At 40.1% G+C, this 19,856-nt stretch carries 12 protein-coding genes; 5 read left to right on the top strand and 7 right to left on the bottom strand.

The window, feature by feature from the left end:
* Positions 1-84: 84 nt before the first annotated feature.
* From DW862_RS03075 to DW862_RS03055, 5 genes are all read left to right on the top strand, one after another.
* Positions 85-3,045, top strand: a complete 2,961-nt coding sequence (locus DW862_RS03075) for a TonB-dependent receptor (RefSeq protein ID WP_004302470.1) — start codon at positions 85-87, stop codon at positions 3,043-3,045.
* A 20-nt stretch (positions 3,046-3,065) separates the two neighbouring features.
* Positions 3,066-4,700, top strand: coding sequence for a RagB/SusD family nutrient uptake outer membrane protein (locus tag DW862_RS03070; protein ID WP_008642575.1), 1,635 nt, complete (start codon positions 3,066-3,068; stop codon positions 4,698-4,700).
* 23 nt (positions 4,701-4,723) lie between these two features.
* Positions 4,724-6,397, top strand: coding sequence for a BACON domain-containing protein (locus DW862_RS03065; RefSeq protein ID WP_008642576.1), 1,674 nt, complete (start codon positions 4,724-4,726; stop codon positions 6,395-6,397).
* Between the two features lie 60 nt (positions 6,398-6,457).
* Positions 6,458-7,441 carry a glycosyl hydrolase family 18 protein gene (locus DW862_RS03060; RefSeq protein ID WP_032841992.1) on the top strand — a complete coding sequence of 328 codons (984 nt, stop codon included), beginning with the start codon at positions 6,458-6,460 and terminating at the stop codon, positions 7,439-7,441.
* Between the two features lie 174 nt (positions 7,442-7,615).
* On the top strand, positions 7,616-9,442 hold the full coding sequence (locus DW862_RS03055) for an endonuclease/exonuclease/phosphatase family protein (RefSeq protein WP_165861872.1): 1,827 nt from the start codon (positions 7,616-7,618) through the stop codon (positions 9,440-9,442).
* An 80-nt stretch (positions 9,443-9,522) separates the two neighbouring features.
* On the opposite strand, the gene DW862_RS03050 is transcribed toward DW862_RS03055, so the two are convergent.
* Genes DW862_RS03050 through DW862_RS03020 form a run of 7 tightly spaced genes read right to left on the bottom strand, consistent with a single transcriptional unit; the run spans position 9,523 to position 19,821 of the window.
* Positions 9,523-10,500 (bottom strand): fibronectin type III domain-containing protein, encoded by a 978-nt coding sequence (locus tag DW862_RS03050; RefSeq protein WP_004296463.1) that lies wholly within the window; start codon positions 10,498-10,500, stop codon positions 9,523-9,525.
* A gap of 23 nt (positions 10,501-10,523) precedes the next feature.
* A complete protein-coding gene (locus tag DW862_RS03045) occupies positions 10,524-11,531 on the bottom strand; it encodes a GRP family sugar transporter (protein WP_008642584.1) in 1,008 nt (335 codons plus the stop codon).
* 18 nt (positions 11,532-11,549) lie between these two features.
* On the bottom strand, positions 11,550-13,070 hold the full coding sequence (locus DW862_RS03040) for an alpha/beta hydrolase-fold protein (RefSeq protein WP_015531758.1): 1,521 nt from the start codon (positions 13,068-13,070) through the stop codon (positions 11,550-11,552).
* 1 nt (position 13,071) lies between these two features.
* Positions 13,072-14,670 carry an esterase family protein gene (locus DW862_RS03035; RefSeq protein WP_120067277.1) on the bottom strand — a complete coding sequence of 533 codons (1,599 nt, stop codon included), beginning with the start codon at positions 14,668-14,670 and terminating at the stop codon, positions 13,072-13,074.
* A gap of 12 nt (positions 14,671-14,682) precedes the next feature.
* Positions 14,683-16,230 carry an ADP-ribosylglycohydrolase family protein gene (locus DW862_RS03030; protein ID WP_015531757.1) on the bottom strand — a complete coding sequence of 516 codons (1,548 nt, stop codon included), beginning with the start codon at positions 16,228-16,230 and terminating at the stop codon, positions 14,683-14,685.
* Positions 16,231-16,236: 6 nt separating this feature from the next.
* Entirely contained in the window at positions 16,237-17,844 is a 1,608-nt protein-coding gene (locus DW862_RS03025) for an ADP-ribosylglycohydrolase family protein (protein WP_120067276.1), read from the bottom strand.
* Between the two features lie 12 nt (positions 17,845-17,856).
* Entirely contained in the window at positions 17,857-19,821 is a 1,965-nt protein-coding gene (locus tag DW862_RS03020) for an ADP-ribosylglycohydrolase family protein (RefSeq protein ID WP_120067275.1), read from the bottom strand.
* Positions 19,822-19,856 lie beyond the last annotated feature (35 nt).

Raw genomic sequence — 19,856 nt, 5'->3', positions numbered from 1 at the left:
GTTGGGAACATTTTGAATGCCTTGACTTGTATCTAAAATTCCTAAAAATCTAATATTATTATATTCTAACTAAATGAAAAGTATATGGATAATCTAAGAAAAACGCTTGGCTGCTTGCTACTATTTCTTTTTGCAGCAGTTACATCTACTTATGCACAGGTTGCAAAGCAGTATTCGGGTACTGTTATGGATGCCGACAGCAATGAACCTATCATCGGTGTCAACGTAACTCTTAAAGATGCACAAACTGGTACCGTAACGGATATTTCCGGAAAGTTCTCGATTAGTGCTCCTGTTGGCTCTACACTATCATTCTCTTATATCGGATACGTGACTAAAGAGGTTAAACTGGGAACGAATACCAGTTTGAAGATTACAATGCAGGAAGATCAGAACCAATTGAGTGAGGTAGTGGTCATCGGCTATGGTGTAGTGAAAAAATCAGATATAACAGGTGCTGTGGCTTCTGTTTCTTCCAAACAATTTAAGGATCAGCCGGTAAAGCGGGTGGAAGATATTCTGCAAGGACGTACTGCAGGTGTGGCAGTGACGAGCGTAAATGGTTTACCTGGTGGTACAGTTAAAGTTCGTGTTCGTGGTACTACTTCTCTTAATACCAGCAATGACCCCTTGTATGTCATCGATGGCATTATGTCTGGTGGACTGGATGTAAATCCAGCTGACATTCAATCTATTGAAGTTCTGAAGGATGCTTCGGCAACGGCTATTTATGGCTCACGCGGTGCTAATGGTGTGGTATTGGTAACTACTAAAAAAGGGGTGGAAGGTAAAGTGCAGATTTATGCGGATGTGGCTATAGGCGTATCGAACATTCTTAAAAAATATGACTTACTGAATGCTTATGAATATGCGACTGCATTAAAGGAGTATAATGGTATCTCATTTGCAGATGATGAGATGGAAGCCTATAAGAATGGCTCCAAAGGCATTGACTGGCAGAATTTGATGTTGCAGACCGGTATTAGTCAGGACTATAAATTAGGTATTTCGGGTGGAACGGCTAAAAATAAGTATCTTATTTCAGCCAATGTACTGAATATGACAGCCATGACCATCACGACCAAGTATCAACGTGCACAGTTACGGATAAATTTGGATAATGAACTCACCAAGTGGTTGACACTTTCTACCAAAATTAATGCTTCACGTACTCACAGTCATAATGGGGGTATTGACATTATGAACTTCCTGAACTATTCTCCTACGATGGAAATGAAAGATCCGGTAACGGGCGTTTATAATATGGACCCTTATAATTCAGTAAACGGAAACCCTTATGGTGCACGTGTCGCAAATTATGGTGACTCATACGTGTATGCTTTGAATACTAATATGGATTTGACTTTCAAAATAATGAAAGGGTTGACATTGTCTGTACAGGGTGCTGCTAATTACTCTCATGTTCCGAGTTACTCTTTCACCTCGTCATTAGCAAAACCCGGACAAATTAGTGGTATGGAAAATGCGAGCAGGATGAATCTATTCTGGCAGAATACCAATAATGTGACTTATAACACAAGTTTCGGCGATCATCATCTGACTGCAACAGCTGTATTTGAAGCAAGTGGTGCCGAAGGCAGAAATCTAAAACTGACCGGAAGTGATTTAGCCAATGAGTTTGTTGGTTATTGGAATGCAAAAAATGCAAAGACACGCGATGGAGAGAATGGCTATTCCGCAGAAGCTATTGTGTCCGGGCTTGGTCGAATTATGTACAATTACAAAGGAAAGTATATGCTGACAGGTACTTTCCGTGCCGATGGTTCATCTAAGTTTCAGAAGAAGAATAAATGGGGATATTTTCCGTCAGCAGCTGTTGCTTGGGATGTTGCTAAAGAAAACTTTATGAGTAAACAAAACATTGTCCAGCAATTGAAACTAAGAGCCAGTTTTGGTGTTGTTGGTAATCAAAGTATCGGTGCTTACACAACATTGGGTATGTTGGCTCCTACAAATTATGACGGTTATGGTAGCGATGCAATCCATACCGGTTATTGGACTGGAAATCTCGCTACACCGGATGTAACTTGGGAAAGCACCTATCAGTATAACATAGGTTTGGACGCCAGTGTTTTAGACGGTCGCTTGAGTTTTACAGCCGAATGGTTCCGAAAGGATACTAAGGACCTGTTGCTTCGCAAACCTGCTCCTCAGTATAACGGAGGTGGCTCTTTCTGGGTCAACCAAGGTGAAGTTAGAAACTCTGGTGTTGAATTCACCATTACAGCTACTCCTTTGACAGACAAAGATATATTTGGTTGGGAAACATCGCTGAATGCATCTTATTTAAAGAATAAGATAATCGATCTGGCAGGTAGTGATTTTATCGTTGGGGAGAATTATACAAGTATTGGCGGTGGTCCCATTCAAATTAAAAAAGTAGGGTATCCGATTGGTTCTTTCTATCTTTATGAATGGGCAAACTTTAATGACCAGGGCGCCAACTTGTATAAACATCAATCTAATGGAAGTTTGACAACCAATCCGGGTGCTGACGATCTGGTTACTAAAGGGCAGGCCGAGCCTAATTGGACTTTCGGATGGAATAATACATTTACTTGGAAAAATTGGACGCTCAATCTCTTTATCAATGCTGCATTAGGACAAGATAGACTGAATGTAAGCCGCTATGCGATGGGATCTATGACAGGTGTATATCGTTTCATCTCTTTATCTGATGCTTATTACAAAAGTTGGGATAAAGTAGCCAATAAAGCAGATGCTGTGTATGCAAGTCATAAAAATTCAGATAATAGAAACTATCCTGATTCCGATTTCTGGCTTGAAGATGCATCATTTGTGAAACTGAAAAATATAAGCCTTACGTATAATATTCCTAAGAAGATAACGAAAGTAGCCGATATTCAACTGTCGGTCAGTGCTCAAAACCTGTTTACATTAACGAAATACACAGGTATGGACCCAGAAGTGTACAGTGAATCCGATTATGGCTTTAATGGTGTGGATATGGGATCTTATCCTGTTCCAAGAACATTCACTTTTGGTATGAAACTTAACTTTTAATCTTTTAACTATACATGGATATGAAAACAATATATAGAATATTCAAATCTGTCGGACTAGCATTGATAGCACTTTGGATGGTGTCTTGCCAGGATTTACTGACAGAAGATCCTAAAGGGCAGTTGGCGGTAACTAATTTCTTCAATTCAAAAGGTGATCTGGACTTGGCTCTGAATGGAATGTATTCCAAAGTTGCGAGTGATATGTATGCAAATATTTGGGCAGGTTTCGAATCAGTGATGGGTGATGATATTTCTACACACCCTGCAGCTAATAAGCAGGGGCTGCGTGAGGTAGATACTTATAATGTTTCGGACAACAACACTTGGGTGACTGAATTGTGGGGTGCTCGTTGGAGATTGGTAAAAGCGGCTAATTTCATTATAGATAATGCCGGACGAACTCCGGAAGTGAGCCAGGAAGAGAAAGATGCGGCCATTGGACAAGCTTATTATTGGCGTGCCTATTCTTACTTTTATTTTGTAATGGCTTGGGGAGAGGTACCTATGGTTGTGAAAGATGAAATCAATTATAACATGCCATTGGCAACCGTTTCTGAAATTTACGAACTGATTGTTTCTGACCTGAAAAAGGCAGAGACAATGGTGCCTGCTAATTATACTAAAGAACCCTACGCAAGAAACGGGGTAAACATTGCTGTTAGTCAAGGAGCTGTAAAAGCAACATTGGCTTATGTGTATATGGCAATGGCAGGATGGCCGTTGAACAAGGGAACAGAATATTATCAACTAGCCGCTGCAAAGGCAAAGGAAGTAATCGATGCTTCGAAGAAAGGTACTTATTACTACAAGTTATTACCTGATTATAAGCAAGTATATTCGATGGAGTATAATAAGAATAATCCTGAAGTGTTGCTTGGCGTTTACTATAATTTGGGAATAGATGCACTTACCAATGCCCCTTTAGCTGATTTCCTGGCAGACTATGCTTATGGTGGCGGTGGATGGGGAGATACGAACGGAGAAATTAAATTCTGGTATGATTTCCCGGAAGGCTCACGCAAAGATGCATCTTATTTCCCGAAAATCATATTGAAGAATGAAACTAAGTTGCGTGATTGGTGGGAAGACCCCAATCCGGAAGCGCCGCGTGTGGTTGTTGCTCCCTGTTTCATGAAGAAAGTAGAAACGACCACTGGAGAAGAATTCGATTATACGAATCCGAAGATTTCGATGAATCAGAATGGAGAAAAGACGCATCAGATTATTCGCTTGGCAGAAGTATATTGCTGGTATGCCGAAGCCGTAGGTCGTTCAAAAACAGGCAGTATCACGGAAGCTGTCAACTTATTGAATGAGGTACGCAATCGTGCCAATGGATCTGTTGTTGCAGACCGGGATATCTATAAGACAACCATGTCGTATGATGATCTGGCAGAAGCTGCCTATAATGAACATGGCTGGGAAATAGCCGGATATTATTGGGGAAATATTGCCACTAGAGCAAGGGATATGTTTCGCATGAATCGCATTAAAGATCATTTTGAATACAGAAAATTAAATCCGGAGATTGAAGTGGCTCCCGGAGTCTTCAGGAAAGAAGCTGTTTCCGTATCTGGTACGTGGAATGACAGTAAAATGTATCTTCCCCGTCCTTTTGTAGATTCGTCTATTAATCCGAATTTGAAGAACTGAATGAAACAATAAAAACAATCATTATGAAACTAAGATATTTATATTTAGCAATAGGTGTATTATGTAATGCCTCTTTAGTATCATGCGGTGATAGCTTCAAAGAGAAAACAGAGATTGTTGCATGCGGAATCTCCACAAATGCTTTAACATTCGGAGTCTCCTCTACTGAAGTTCAGACTGTAGATATTACGTCAGAAGCAGCTTGGGAAGTTGCAGTGGATCAGGCAGGTGGTGATTGGCTTACAGTTTCTCCTTTGGAAGGAACTGGTAATGGTACGCTAACAATTTCTGCTGATAAGAATAACGGCCCAAAACGCAGTGCAACCTTGACTATAGCGGCGAAAGGTGCTGAACTTCGAACCATCACAGTTATTCAGGATGGCTATAAAGGAACCATTTATAATTACGGTGACTTTACTGGATTGCAAAAGACGGGGCTTGTGGCAGGGATCAATCCGATCACTATCGTAGATAATGACGAATGTGAAGATGGAAAAGCGTTAAGAATCTATACCCGGGCAGGTGAAGAGTATGAAGGTACTAATGGGGACCGTTTCAAGGTGCAGACAACAACGCAATTCGGATCAGGTCGTTATGAATGGAGGATATATGTCCCTAAATTCGGAATGAATGACCGGGCCAGTATTGGAGCATTTTTATATTTTGACGATGGGCATGAATTGGATTTTGAAATTTGTTCCGGTACAGCTGCAGACCGTGCAGCACATAGTGCCGGACCAGATGATATGCTGTGCCTTGTGACTAGTCAGGCTAATCCTTTTTTCTCTGAATTCACGCCTATTAAGGGGGATGCTTGGCATACGTTTGTATTGGATTTGAAGTTAGAGAATAAGAAATATCTGGCGGAGTGGTCGGTTGATGGTAAAGTTTTAAAGAGGGCACAATTAGATTATGGTGAAGAGGCTTATTTCCGTGCTATATCTAGTGTCGAGAATCTTTATGGTATGGGCGATCATGCGGCAACTCAAGAAAATTATGCCTTATTTGATTATCTTGAATATGTTCCTTATGATTATTCAATGAAGCCGATTATCGAAGGTCAGCTTCCTCCCGAACCAGAGGGAACAACAGTGAAGTGGGACTTTGAGGAAGCTGGTTTTGTTCCTGTTGGATGGACTAACAATGGAGGAACGATTGCGGATGGAAGTTTGAATCTATCTAACGGGAATAACTTCGTTTATAGTCCGGAAGTGGGAGCTGGAAAATATACATGGGAAATAGATGTTCCTTTGGTAGGGGTAGGTGAAAAATGGTTGGCAGGTGGTAATATCGCTGCAACTAACGCTGAAGAAAGGTCATTCTCTATGTTTGTTTTCTCGGGTACTGAAAATGATCGTGCGGCTTGTACGGTTCCTCCTGTTCCAGGCCAGATGCTGGTACGTTGTTATACAGAGGCTATGGGAGTTTACGGTGTACCTATTGATCCGGGTAAACACACTTTGACTATTGACCTTAGACTTAATGCAGATGGTGCATATTGGGCGGCATGGATTATAGATGGTGAAGTGGCGAAAACATTTACTACCTGGTATACTCCGGCACAGTTTAAATTTGGATTCTCAATGATGACCTTTGCTGATGGAGGTGGCTGGCAAGGAGATAAGCCTACTGCAAAGACATATACAGTCAAATATGACTATATAGAATATAAGAAGTATAATTATGATGAAGAATAACAGTTTACTTTACATTCAATGAGGTATTTAAGCATAATTGGAACAGCTATATGCTGTGTAATGTTGGTAATGACGAGTGTTTCCTGCAAGCAGGAAACACTCTCTTCCACCACCCAGGAGAAGAAAGTAGCTCCTTGGTATGTCTATATAGATGGAAGCTCTTTTAAGGATATAGAGCCAGTGAAAGAGATAATTAGTTCCATTAGCGTTTTCGGGAATCCTCCGAAATCATTTATCGATGAGTGTCATCAGAATCATATCGAAGTATATCAGGCTGTAGGTGGAAATGAAGAAACGATTGATACGCCACAGAAAAGAAAGGCACTTGTTGAGAAGTATGTAAGCGATTGCAATGCAAATGGATATGATGGAATAGATCTTGATCTCGAACATTTGAGCCCTGATATTCAGGATGCATATACCGAATTCCTGAAACTTGCTTCAAAAGAACTCCATGCTGTTGGAAAGAAATTAAGCCATTGCGTTAGTTTTTATCCGGCTTTGTATCAGGATAACGAAACTAAGATGTTTCACGATCCGGCAGTTTTGAATACTACCTGCGACTTAATTAGAGTGATGTGTTACGATATGTATTTTGCACCTGGGATAGATAAGCCCGAGCTCAAACATAGGGATGATTGTATGGGCATTGGACCTACGTCTAATTATCTATGGACTAAAGAGGCGATGCTTTTCTGGATGAAACACATTCCGAATGATAAATTAGTGATGGCTCTGCCTGCTTATGCAAATGATTATGCTGTAACTGGTGACATCAAAGGAAGGCAGGTTTACCAATCTGTGCCTGACAGTATAAATGGAATTTTGCCTTCTCCTACCTGGTTATGTTATGAAAAGGTAAACATGTATCTGTATGATGGTACTGATGGTAATCGGCATCTGTTTTATGCAAGTGATGCCAGAAGTACGGAAGCGCTACTTGAATTAGCTGATGAACTGGGAATCTCTCAAATCGGTTTTTGGCACTTTAATAGCGTAGATCCGCAAATGTGGGATACTACCGCAAAGTGGCAAAAGAAATAATGAGATAATAAATCGACCTTGTAAATAATATAGCTTTATTCTCATCCCCCCCCATTTAGAGAAAAGCTATTCTTAACAATAAGAGGCCGCAAAGGTATGAATCCGTATCTTTGTGGCTTTTTATTTTTTTCTTACCTTTGGGGAAACTTAACATAACCCCCAAAAATGAAGAACATGAAAAAGATCTTTTTACTCATTTCCGTCATCCTATTTATTTTTCCAGTACAGGCTCAACATACATTGAGACTGATGACTTATAATATTAAAAATGCGAACGGCATGGATGATATTTGTAGTTTTCAACGGGTAGTCAATGTGATAAATAATGCTTCTCCTGATGTTGTGGCTATACAAGAGGTAGACAGTATGACCCGTCGGAGCAGACAGAAATATGTGCTGGGTGAAATAGCTGAACGTACACAGATGCATGCCTGTTTTGCACCTGCTATAGAGTTTGAAGGAGGTAAATATGGAATCGGACTGTTGACAAAGCAAGTTCCGCTACGTTTACAAGCTATCCCTTTACCTGGTAGAGAAGAGGCCCGCACCTTGATTCTGGCAGAATTTGAGGATTATATCTATTGTTGTACTCATCTGTCATTAACGGAAGAAGACCGTATGAAATCTTTGGAAATAGTGAAGTCATTGATTGCTTCCTATAAAAAGCCTCTTTTTCTAGCCGGGGATATGAATGCTGAACCTGAATCCGATTTCATCAAAGAATTGCAAAAGGATTTTCAAATACTCTCCAATCCGGAAAAGCATACTTATCCTGCTCCCGATCCAAAAGAGACCATTGATTATATTGCCGCGTCAAAGCAAAACGCTACCGGATTTGCTGTCATATCTGCGAGAGTAGTTAATGAGCCAATGGCTTCCGACCATCGTCCCATACTTGTGGAATTGCGTACCGCTGAAAAGGCAGACAAGATATTCCGTACTAAACCTTATTTGCAGAATCCTGTGGGTAATGGCATTACTGTGATGTGGGAAACAACCGTTCCTTCTTATTGCTGGGTGGAATATGGCACAGATACTACCCGGCTGGAACGTGCGCGTATGATTGTTGACGGTCAGGTGGTCTGTAATAACAAGCTGCATAAAATACGTATAGATGGCTTACAGCCCGGACAGAAATATTATTATCGTGTGTGTTCGCAAGAGATGTTGCTTTATCAGGCATATAAAAAGGTATTTGGAAATACAGCACAATCGACCTTCAGTGAATTTACTCTTCCTGTTGCTGATACAGAGTCTTTTACCGCTATTGTTTTTAATGATTTGCATCAACATACCAATACTTTCCGTACTCTATGTAAACAAATACAGGATGTTAAGTATGATTTTGTTGTTTTCAATGGTGACTGTGTGGATGATCCTGTGGATCACGAGCAGGCAACCACATTTATCAGTGAACTGACCGAAGGAGTGTGTGGCGATCGCATACCGACTTTCTTTATGCGTGGCAACCATGAAATCCGCAATGCCTATTCTATCGGTTTGCGTGACCATTTTGATTATGTGGGAGATAAAACTTATGCCTCTTTTAACTGGGGAGATACCCGTATCGTCATGTTGGATTGTGGAGAAGATAAACCGGACGACCATTGGGTATATTATGGCTTGAACGATTTTACTCAATTGCGTAATGAACAGGTTGATTTTCTGAAAAAAGAACTGTCTGCCAAAGAATTCAAGAAAGCAAAGAAACGTGTCCTTATTCATCATATTCCGCTTTACGGTAATTATGAAAAGAATCTCTGTGCAGATCTGTGGACTAAATTATTGGAAAAAGCACCTTTTAATGTCAGTCTGAATGCACATACCCATAAATACGCTTACCATCCGAAAGGGGAACTGGGTAATAATTATCCAGTTATTATTGGTGGAGGATATAAGATGGACAGTGCTACGGTGATGATTCTGGAAAAGAAGAACGATGAATTGAGGATTAAGGTGCTGAATGTAAGGGGAGAGGTTTTACTGGATATAACAGTCTAAAGTCTCTAATAACTTTATAATTCATGGAGGTGCGCCAGACTTCTAGACACACCTCCATGAATTAGTTATTTCATAAAGTGCTATTCGGAGAAATATGTATAATAGAAATTCTCTATATATCCGTCATAGTTTTTGCTTTCCTCTTTGATACAACTATTTTCGTCATATTCGAATGTGTAAGTAGCTGTACTGGATGAATGTTGCCAACCACTGCTCGTATGGCAATTAGCCGAAGCTTTTCCAAAGAGACCAGTTTCAACCAGCCAACGACTAGCTCCACTGCTTTCCGCATAGATGCAATGTGCTCCGCTCACATTAGGCACGGCAGAATAGGTCTGAACTTTAAACTGCTCTACTCCATCTGAAAATCTGGTCCATTGCATAATATTTCCATTTTCTATGGTGATGTTAGATGCAATATTGCCATTCTTTTCAACTTTGGTCATGTAGCCATTCTCATCATAAGTATATTCGTAAGTGTTGGAACCATCTACAAAAGTTGCAACATAACCTTGGTCATTTAAAGTCATGTTATATGCGTTCTTACCTGTCACTGTGATATTATTTCCATCATAAGCAAAGAGCCATTCTCTATCCAATTCTCCTTCATATAACCTGTATACACGTTTTACAGTACCATTATCATTATATTCGTAATACCATTTATCCCAGTCGTCCGCAAAAGTGGCTATTCGATAAACTGTTACTTCAGAGGTTGTTGTAAAAGTGATTTCTGCATAGTCTGAATCTTCAAAATAGATTGATCCGGTTTTTTGAGCTTTTACTTTGAATGTATAACTTTTTTCCGGCTCTAAACCTGTCAGTTGAATTGTATTTTGGTCAGTACTTTGTTCACTACCGTTGTTCAAGCTATAAATATAAGCTGTTGCGTTTCCTATGGCTTTCCATGTAATAACAGCAGAACTCTCTTTTACATCAGGAACAGTAACTTCCGGTTTATCCAGAATGTTTGTACTGGGATGATTGTCATCATCACTGCAAGCAGTCGTACCTAGTACTACTGCCAGCATGGCTAATAAGTAAAAATACTTTTTCATGTTGTTCTATTTAAGGTTAATAATTAGTTTCCGGCAACTACTATCATTCCCAAACCAACCAGGAAGAAGATAAACATCAAGGCCAGTAGTTGATTAACAGATTTCGTTGAACCTTTAAATTCTTTCCAGATAAATACTCCCCAAATAGCGGCAATAAGTGGTGCGCCTTGTCCTAGTGCATAAGATACCGCCGGACCAGCTTCTCCTGATGCGATATAGCTGAACGCGGAACCAAGTCCCCATATCGCTCCACCAAGCATTCCGCATATATGAGTTTTCGTGTTTCCTTTAAAGTATTCGGAGTAGCTGACTTTTTCTCCGACAAAAGGATATTTCATTACTAATGTGTTGAAAACAAAATTGCTTAGTAATACGCCTATTGAAAAAACAAAGATGGCAGAATAAGGAGTCATCATTCCTATAGCAGGAGAATTGAAGTTTTCTACGTCCATACCTTTCACTACGAACCTGTAGAACAAAGACATCAGTACACCGGCAATTAATGCAATGATAATTCCCTTTTTGTTGTTTTTCCTGCTTTCTTCTCCCTTTTGCATTTTTCCGGAAGCCACTCCATTGCAAATGATAGCAATAACAATGAGAGCTACACCGCCAAATAAAAGCAAAGGATTACCAGTTGGAATTCCCAGATAATTGACGATTACCCCTAATACCAATGCAATGCCAACTCCTAAAGGAAAAGCTACAGACATACCAGCCAAGGAAATAGACGCTGAAAGAAGAATGTTTGAAGCATTAAATATTACGCCCCCCAAGATAACCCAACCAATGCTGTCTCCTGATGCTTGTCCCAGATCTTCCAGGAATGAACGTCCGGTATCTCCATGACTACCCATAGTGAAGCCTAGCAAGATGGTGAACAATACCATTCCAATCACATAATCCCAATAAAAAAGTTCATAACGCCAATTTTTGGAAACTAGTTTTTGGGTATTACCCCAGGAACCCCAACAAATCATGGTTACGATGCAGAATATAACTGCCAATAAATAACTGTTTACTGTGAACATACTATTAGTATTTAATTGTTAAACATGAATTCTGTTATTTAAATATAGTATCCAATCTTCCCAATAAGTGAAAACATTGGCTTCCTTACATTTTCTTGACCGGAACTCATGTTCCAGGTCCGATTCTTTCAAAAGGATATGTATATTACTACTAAAACCATATTCTTTTGATTTGGGTAGTATCTCCATCCAGCATCTGGGATATCTTTTGTGAGAGTTGACTGCTTTTATAAAATTTTGAGCATCATTCTCGTTGCCGATGGCATTTACACAGACTATGCCGGTAAACAAATTTTCTCTCTGAATAGCTTCTATACCTTCTTTAATATTATCTCCCAAAGTGATTAAAGCCCGCATACGTTGGGAACCTCTGATGCCGGAGAGTTGCTTTTCTATATCAGAAATTGTTTCTGACAGGTCTGTGTTAGCTTTTACGAAACAAAGAACAGCAGGCCATGTTTTATTCTCATCTACCATTTGATGAAACTGACTGACGAGAACCTTTTGCTGTTGTTCGTTGATTTCTCCCTGTACATAGATAATAGGATATTTTCTTGTGCTTCCTTGAGCCTGTTCCGGATAATAGACCGTTGCATTGGCTGTTTGGATAAACGGAGTCTCATTCGGAAGACTACTCTCACTATTTCCTGACTGCTTCCCATTGAAATATTCGTTTATGAATCTGAATGCTTTGGGCAGTGCAGTATTCCAGCAGGCGAAATCATGTCCTCCTGAACGTACTTCCCATTCATGAGGTATTTGTCTTTCCAGTAATAATCGGTGCAGTTCTTCATTACTTTCGCAAAGAGTACCTTCTTTATCTCCAATATCTAGCATGATGCCAAATCCTTTTAAATCGGGATTGCGGAGGGTGGAAAGAATGTGGTAGGGTGAATGTTGCTTATAGTAACTGGTTAGGCGCTGGTTACCATTCTTTCCCACTCCTCCGAAAATCCGTCCCCATTGATTGTCCCATCCTTTTTGTGGCCCTTCTTCCATGTATTGTTTTTCTGTACGGATGGATGGCGATAACGCAACGACAGAGCCGAATAAGTGGCGGTTGCGCAAACTAACGGATAATGCTCCGAATCCTCCCATAGAGAAACCAATGATCGAGCGTCCATTAATATCCTTGCGAGTACGATAGTTGTTATCTATATATGGAACCAGTTCTTTGATAAAGAAAGTTTCATAAAGGGAACTGCCATCATAAGTGTCACTGTAATAAGACAGGTAACCGTCAGGAATAACCATAATGAAAGGTTGAATCTTTCCTTCTTTTATCATTTTATCCATTACACGGGCAACGTTGCCGTATTCGAGCCAACTGGTATAATCACCTCCTATTCCATGAAACATGTATAAGACTGGATATTCTGTTTCTGAATGTTCATAACCTTCCGGTAAGATAATGGAGTAGGAGACTTCTTGCTTTAGGGACGGACTGTAAATACTCATCCCTTCTTTTTCTATGGGAAGTGCCCAAGCTCCATCTATACCTGATAGAAATAGGATAATATATAACAGTATCTTCTTCATATTATTTCTTTATTAACTGTTCACCAATATAATAACTCATTGAATAAATACCTGTTTGGGCGGACTGTTCACTATCCAGTCCGTTTCTGACACGATATTGCACCGGAGCTTCTGCACCTCGCAATCCATTGAACAGAGTAAAGATGCTATTGTAGTTGCTGCCTTCGTCTGTTATGTCCAAATAATAGATTTTGGCACGATTCTCGGCAGAAAGGTTGATAATATCCGCGTCTTCTGCAAAGAAAAAGTTGATAGCAGGGGCATTGCCTGTTGACTGATTGTATAAGTAATTAGCTTCTGAACCGTATGTTAATCCTAATCTGAAATCTGCATTGCTTTCCGTATGAACCGTCTTTTCCACAGCATCGGTAATAGCTGAAAAATTTGTTCCATTTAGAATCATTTCTTTCACATTAAAACCTGCGATTATCATACGTTTGATTTGCATAAGAGAATCTAATGCCACTGCTACCTTCTTTGTTGTAAGATCAACATTACCTTCTCCTTTGCTGTAATAAAGAACTTTGTAAGTTAGTTCGGAATTGTAGTCATCCGGTAACCATAGTTCGATATTGGAATTACCTACTTTTATGTTTTTATTAGTAGCATGTAATTCCTCTGTGAATTTTTTCAGAGTTTCCTGCGGATAGTTTTCTCCTTTGAATGAACGTTCGATAAAAGGCAATGCCTCTTTCATGGATTCACGCCAATAACTGTCAGTGTGGGCACCGTTCCGTACACGATATTCGTGCTTGATATTTTTGTCCCGTAATAGAGTATGTAATTCATCGTTTCCTGCATATAGTCTTTCTTCATCATCACCGCAGTCTATGTAATACCGTACTGTTTGAAATGTGGAACTTGGTTTATCCTTGAAAAAGTGTAGCGGACATTGGCTTTTATAATAGCTTGTCAGCCTGCCTGTTCCTGTCTGGCCGCTTCCTCCGAAGTTGTTTCCCCATTGAAGATTCCAACCGTCTTGTGACAAAGAGATGTATTGTTCATCTGTATTTAGGGAGGGACTTAATCCTATTGATACCGAGAATGTTTCAGGATGTTGCGATGCTATACTTAATGCCCCGAAACCTCCCATAGAGAACCCGGCAACAGCTCTTTCCGTCTTACTGGTTGTTGTTCGGAACCGCTTATCAATCAGGGGTACGAGTTCATTAATGAACATATCCATATAGTTGAACTTTCCGTCATAGCGGTTACAAAAATAAGAGTTGAAACCTTCCGGCATGATGTAGATCAATGGGCGAATACTACCATTGCTGGTTTGCGCATCAGCTATGCTTTGAATATTCAGACCTGAAGGTCCCCATGAACTTTGGTTCCCTCCCCAGCCATGTAGAAGGAAAACTACTCCATATTTACCCGTACTTTCCGATAGATATTCTTGAGGCAGTAATACGGAATATTTGATTTCTTGTCCTAATATTTTGCTGTAAAAACTTTGATCGGGATTATAGCGTTTGGTAAACAGTTCCGGTGTCTCGGTCTGTTCGCCTTCGGACGGACTGTTATCATCAGACGAACATGATGACAATCCGTAGGAAAATAATAATAAGGCTAATAATAGGAGTAGTTTTCTATTCATGGCTTCTCTCTTTTATTTATAAGGATTGATTGGCTCTGCCGGTATGGATGAATAAACCACCATGTCTTTACATTGAACGGCATATTTTTCATTTGGATTAATCCATTTAATAACCAGTTTGTGAGGTCCTTCCTCTAAATCATAATTATAGAAAATGTCATACTTTCTTTTTATGTAGTCATAAGGCATTTCTATGGTTTCTACTTTCTTGCCGTCAATGTAGGCCTCCAGGATGGCGATGTAATTGTCATTACTATCTTTAACATCTTGTCTGATCATCCCCATTAAAACAACTCCCTTGCCATTGAACTCAAATGTTTTTTCTGTACCGAGATCATATTTGATAACTCTTCTTTCAGAAGGATATAAGCCTTCAAAAGAAACTTCCCATGCTACGGTTTTTGGCTTCTGAATCGTGGTATAGTATTTATCTCCTTTTATTTTTCCTCCGTTTGCTTTTAATACATCACTCAATAGTTTGAGATTAATGTCGTATACAGAACTTAAAGAGATATCTGTGTAAGGGAACTTAATATTTTCACATCTTTCGAGTGCCGGTTTCCAGTATTCGGGGATAGCCTTGTAGCCTTGTATGACTCCAAGAATTCCTGCGGCAGTTGCCGGGTTACAGTCGGAATCTTGTCCGCAACGAGTGGCTATATCCATTGTTTTGAAAAAGTCGCCGTTGCCATATAAAAGTCCCATCACGCAGTAAGCCGCATTGATAGTGGCGTCAATGTTAAATGCATTGAATACCCCTTCCGGGCAGCCAATCTCAAGAGCATGACGGTTTTCTATTTCCAGCCAGCATTTACGCCAGTCATCGGGATATTGTTTCCAATATTTAATAACGTCTATGATGCAACGGTGAAATTTACTTTGTTCGGGTATTGTTTTAAGAGCTTCCGTGATAATTGTATAAATGTCGTTATTTACATAAGCCAATGCATACATTGCTCCCATGTATACACCTCCATACCATCCGTCGCCGTAGTTCATGATATGCCCTATCTTGTCCGAAAAATTGGAGGCGATATTTACCATCCCCGGACATATCATTCCAATGAAGTCTGCTTCAATCTGGAAATCAATATCGTCAGCGTGCGGATTATTTTTCCAATGTCCCGATGCCGGTGGCATAATACCGTGCAATATGTTATATCTGGCTGCCTGGTTGGCATGCCATAATTTGTAATCTGCGTTTGCAAAGGCTTTGGCAAATGATTCGGCAGGGGCATTTATCCCTTCTTTTTGCATTACTTCCAGAAAGGTAAGATCCATATATACATCATCATACAATCCCGGATCTTCTGCAAAGATGTCCTTGCAATAGTCATCATACCAGATTATTGGAGTTTTCTCATGAATGATCGCTCCTCTGTATTTAAATTCTGTAGGACCGCCATAGGTGCACCCTATGGTTTGTCCGGCCCAGCCTCCTTTAATTTTGTCGAGCAGTACCTCTTTACTTATTTCAACTGTTTTTCCATATTCTATTTGTGCCATTCCCGATATGGAAAAGGTAAATAGTAGAATGATGTTAATCAGGACTTTTTTCATCTTAACTTATTTATTAAAGTAAAATCTATCATGTTCTTTTTTCTCTGAATAATACATTATGTCGTTGATACGAATAATGTAGTCTTTTTTGCGGTTCAACCATTTCATTTTAACGTGGTGTCTTCCTTCCTTCATGAGGTATTTCCAGGCTGGTTCTACTTTGCGGTCTGTGTTTCTCATGGGTAAAGCTGCTACATGGTCCAGTTCTCCGTCAATCCATATTTCCACTTTAGCAACGTAAGGGTCATTGGGCTCTGCCAATCCGAACACCTCGGAACCGATGTGGCGTGTAGATACACGATTGATATAATCGGGAGTAATACTTCTTGTGCAGCAAATGTTGCCCCAGATAACAAATCCGTTACCATTGAAATCAAATTCAAATGTATCTGTCAGGAAGCAGTCTTTGCGTTCTCTATAAAGCGGATAGGTGTTTTCGAAATTTTGTTCTAAAGGAAGTACATCCGCCTTTTTGATTGGAATTTCTATCTCCCCACCAGATACTTTTCCACCTGTTTTGACTATGAGTTGTTTAGCTTGATCGAAACTCATTTGGTATGCTTTTGCCAACGACATATTCGTTCCTTCAAATGTAAAGTCTTCTACTTCTTTCAAAGGGTTTAACCAGAATGAAGGGATTTTATCATACCCATACATGACGCCGAGTACACCGCCGACTGTAGACGGATTACAGTCAGAATCTTGTCCGCAGCGTGTTGCAATATCGACAGAGTTGGTGAAATCTCCTTTACCGTAGAGCATAGCTAATGCTACGAAAGCGGAATTGAGCTTGGCGTCAATATTAAAGTTTAGAAATACGCCTTTGGGACATCCTACATCACAGTTCCATTTTTCTTGCAGGAAGTACCAGCAATCTTTCCAGTTGTCCGGGTGCAAAGAATGGAAATTGATTACATCCTGAATACATTGATGGAATGTACTCTCTTCAGGTATAACGGAGATTGCGGTTTTTAGAATCGCTTCAGGACTCTTTTCATAGAAAGCGGAGCTATAAAGAGCTGCTACGAAAGCACCACCATAAAAACCGTCACCGCTATTCATAATGTGGCCTACTCTGGAGGCGATATCCAATGCTTCCGGCAGCATTGCCGGAGCCATCAGACCAATGAAGTCTGCTTCGATCTGGAAATCCAGATCGTCTGCATGTGGGTTATTCAACCAATGACCGGAAGCCGGTGGCATGATACCTTGGCGGATATTATATCTGCCTGCTTGGTTAGCATGGGCCAAATGATAATCAGCGAATGCAAATCTTTTGGCAAGTTCTTCTTGTGAACAGTCCAGGCCAAGTTCATCAAATGCCTCAACAAACGTGCAATCGTTATAAATATCATCGAACAATCCGGGTTTCTTTTCCCACCAATATTTTACGTAACCTTCCGCCCAGGGGATCGGCTGGTAATCTTGAATATAAGTTCCCGTGAACTTAAACTCTGTAGGTGCTCCGAAAACAACACCAATGGTTTGTCCGGTCCATCCTCCTTTAATCTTATCTAAAAGTTCTTTATCAGATAACTTTAAAGTTTTTACAGGCTGGGCTTGTACGTTGAGAGCAAAAAGCCCTATGATACATATCGTAATTATTTTCCTCATTTTTCTCCTCCTTTATTTCTCATAAACTCCTAGTTCGGTGATAGAGATGAATGATGATACATTCTTTGTGTATTTATGCCAGTGTTCCTGCACTTTTGCATCCATTAGTACGCGTATTCCCTTGGTTTTTACTGCCGGGAATTCCAAAACATATTGTGCAAACGGAGGTTGAAAAAATACAATATCAGTTTCGGGAAGTGCCGGAGTTGATTTGAATTTACCTACGTCATACCAATGTCCGTCATTTTCAAGATATTGAATGTTTAGAGAAGTAAACCATCCTCCGAACTCTTCCAGACAGCCCATATCTAAAACAAGCATATTGATGTTATGCTCTTCTTTCCAACCGTATCCGAAATAGTCTATTTTAGGCAGATTACTTTTGGCCGCTAATGAATAAAATACAGATCCTACGCCATCTTTGACTCCGTCATTAATTACTTCTACATTTGTTGCGTACATCGGTTTTCCAAAGGTAATCCAGCAAGAATCGAGTACTTCTTCGTTTAGTTTACGGATATTGGCGTAAATAGTGTCAGCCTTGGGGGCTATATTCTTGGTTTTAACCAATAACTCAAAGTCTTTAGTAATTGAGTTCTTGTTATTTGCGCTTAATTGAAGGGTAATTGGATATTTGCCGGCTTCTGTAGGAGTTCCTGCCAGTTTACCGTTTTGGAATGTAACTCCTGCCGGAAGTTTACCTTTTACCAGTTCCCATTTGAAAGCAGCATTTGTTCTACAGGCAAATGAGTAATCGGTAGGCTGTCCGATTTCCAAGTCCGGATTCGGACCGATACAGAATTCCATCGGGGGAATGAATTGTGCTTTGGGGTTAACATATACCATATCACCTTTCACTTTTCCTCCTTTGGCACAAACCAGTTCGATTGCTTTGTTGTAAGTACGTTCAATCATGTCTTCAATGGAAGCATCAGGCATATCAAATCTGGTGATATTGATATACCGGTCGTTGAAGGGTTTTTCCCATCCTTCGATAGGTTTAGTCAAACTTTCGGGAAGAGACTTTGCGCCATACATTACTCCTAGAAGTCCGGAGATAGTGGCTGCCTGATTGTCGCAGTCAAATCCCATTGCACAGCTTAAATCCAATGTCCGTTGGAAATCTCCTTCGCCATACAACATAGCCAAAATCCCGCATAATCCGTTCAGATTAGCATTCCAGATTGTTTTTGTCATGGCTGGCTCATCTATGTAATATTTTTTAGCCATGATTTGACGTGCTTTTACCCAATCTTTAGGATATTTGTCATATAAAGCAATCATCTCTTTTACAGCTATCGCATATCTGTCATCAGCAGGCAGTTCTTTCAAGGCTCGTGTAATCAGTTTGCGGATATCCTTGCAGAAAAAAGCGTCAGCGTACATTGCACCATATAGGACAGTGGGAGATACCGCCCACGAATCGCTTGTGATACGGGCCGCCCAATCACTTTTTCCTGCAGCATACGAAATCATTCCCGGTGCTGTATACGCCCATATCTCGTTAATCAATTGAGGGTCGATCTGATACCAGTGCGGATTCAGATTTTCGTCACCTGTGAACGGAGGGGTGAATCCAAGATGCATTAATCCGAGTGCAGCCCTATTGGCTAGCCATACACGGTCACGGATATGATACACCCATCCTTCACGCATATTGGCATAAGTAGGTTCTACGCCATATTTCTCCATTAATAGTAAGTAGATATACTCAACATCAGTATCGTCATCAGAGAATGCACCGTTATACTTCTGCAATTTATCTATATTTTTAGTGTAACCGAATGGAAATCTGGATTCCGGGGCAGGTTCATCTACAAACTTGTTCTCAAAAGGAAGTCCATATATGTTTCCTACCATTTGCCCGATCCAAGCTCCGGCTATTTTGTCTTTTAACTCTGTCTTTGAAATCTTCTGTGCAGAGATAAATAAGATGTTAGTAATTAAAACAAGTAAAAAGATGATTGGTTTTTTCATACTTATCAGGGTTGATTTGTTGGAAGGTACACTTT

The organism is Bacteroides sp. AM37-9 (assembly GCF_003603455.1).
Classification (GTDB): Bacteria; Bacteroidota; Bacteroidia; order Bacteroidales; family Bacteroidaceae; genus Bacteroides; species Bacteroides xylanisolvens.
This window is presented reverse-complemented; position numbering and strand designations above follow the sequence as displayed.

Bases quoted from the DNA above. Each gene is read 5' to 3' on its own strand.
- DW862_RS03075 (WP_004302470.1), top strand. From the start codon at position 85: ATGGATAATCTAAGAAAAACGCTTGGCTGCTTGCTACTATTTCTTTTT.
- DW862_RS03070 (WP_008642575.1), top strand. From the start codon at position 3,066: ATGAAAACAATATATAGAATATTCAAATCTGTCGGACTAGCATTGATA.
- DW862_RS03065 (WP_008642576.1), top strand. From the start codon at position 4,724: ATGAAACTAAGATATTTATATTTAGCAATAGGTGTATTATGTAATGCC.
- DW862_RS03060 (WP_032841992.1), top strand. From the start codon at position 6,458: ATGTTGGTAATGACGAGTGTTTCCTGCAAGCAGGAAACACTCTCTTCC.
- DW862_RS03055 (WP_165861872.1), top strand. From the start codon at position 7,616: ATGAAAAAGATCTTTTTACTCATTTCCGTCATCCTATTTATTTTTCCA.
- DW862_RS03050 (WP_004296463.1), bottom strand. From the start codon at position 10,500: ATGAAAAAGTATTTTTACTTATTAGCCATGCTGGCAGTAGTACTAGGT.
- DW862_RS03045 (WP_008642584.1), bottom strand. From the start codon at position 11,531: ATGTTCACAGTAAACAGTTATTTATTGGCAGTTATATTCTGCATCGTA.
- DW862_RS03040 (WP_015531758.1), bottom strand. From the start codon at position 13,070: ATGAAGAAGATACTGTTATATATTATCCTATTTCTATCAGGTATAGAT.
- DW862_RS03035 (WP_120067277.1), bottom strand. From the start codon at position 14,670: ATGAATAGAAAACTACTCCTATTATTAGCCTTATTATTATTTTCCTAC.
- DW862_RS03030 (WP_015531757.1), bottom strand. From the start codon at position 16,230: ATGAAAAAAGTCCTGATTAACATCATTCTACTATTTACCTTTTCCATA.
- DW862_RS03025 (WP_120067276.1), bottom strand. From the start codon at position 17,844: ATGAGGAAAATAATTACGATATGTATCATAGGGCTTTTTGCTCTCAAC.
- DW862_RS03020 (WP_120067275.1), bottom strand. From the start codon at position 19,821: ATGAAAAAACCAATCATCTTTTTACTTGTTTTAATTACTAACATCTTA.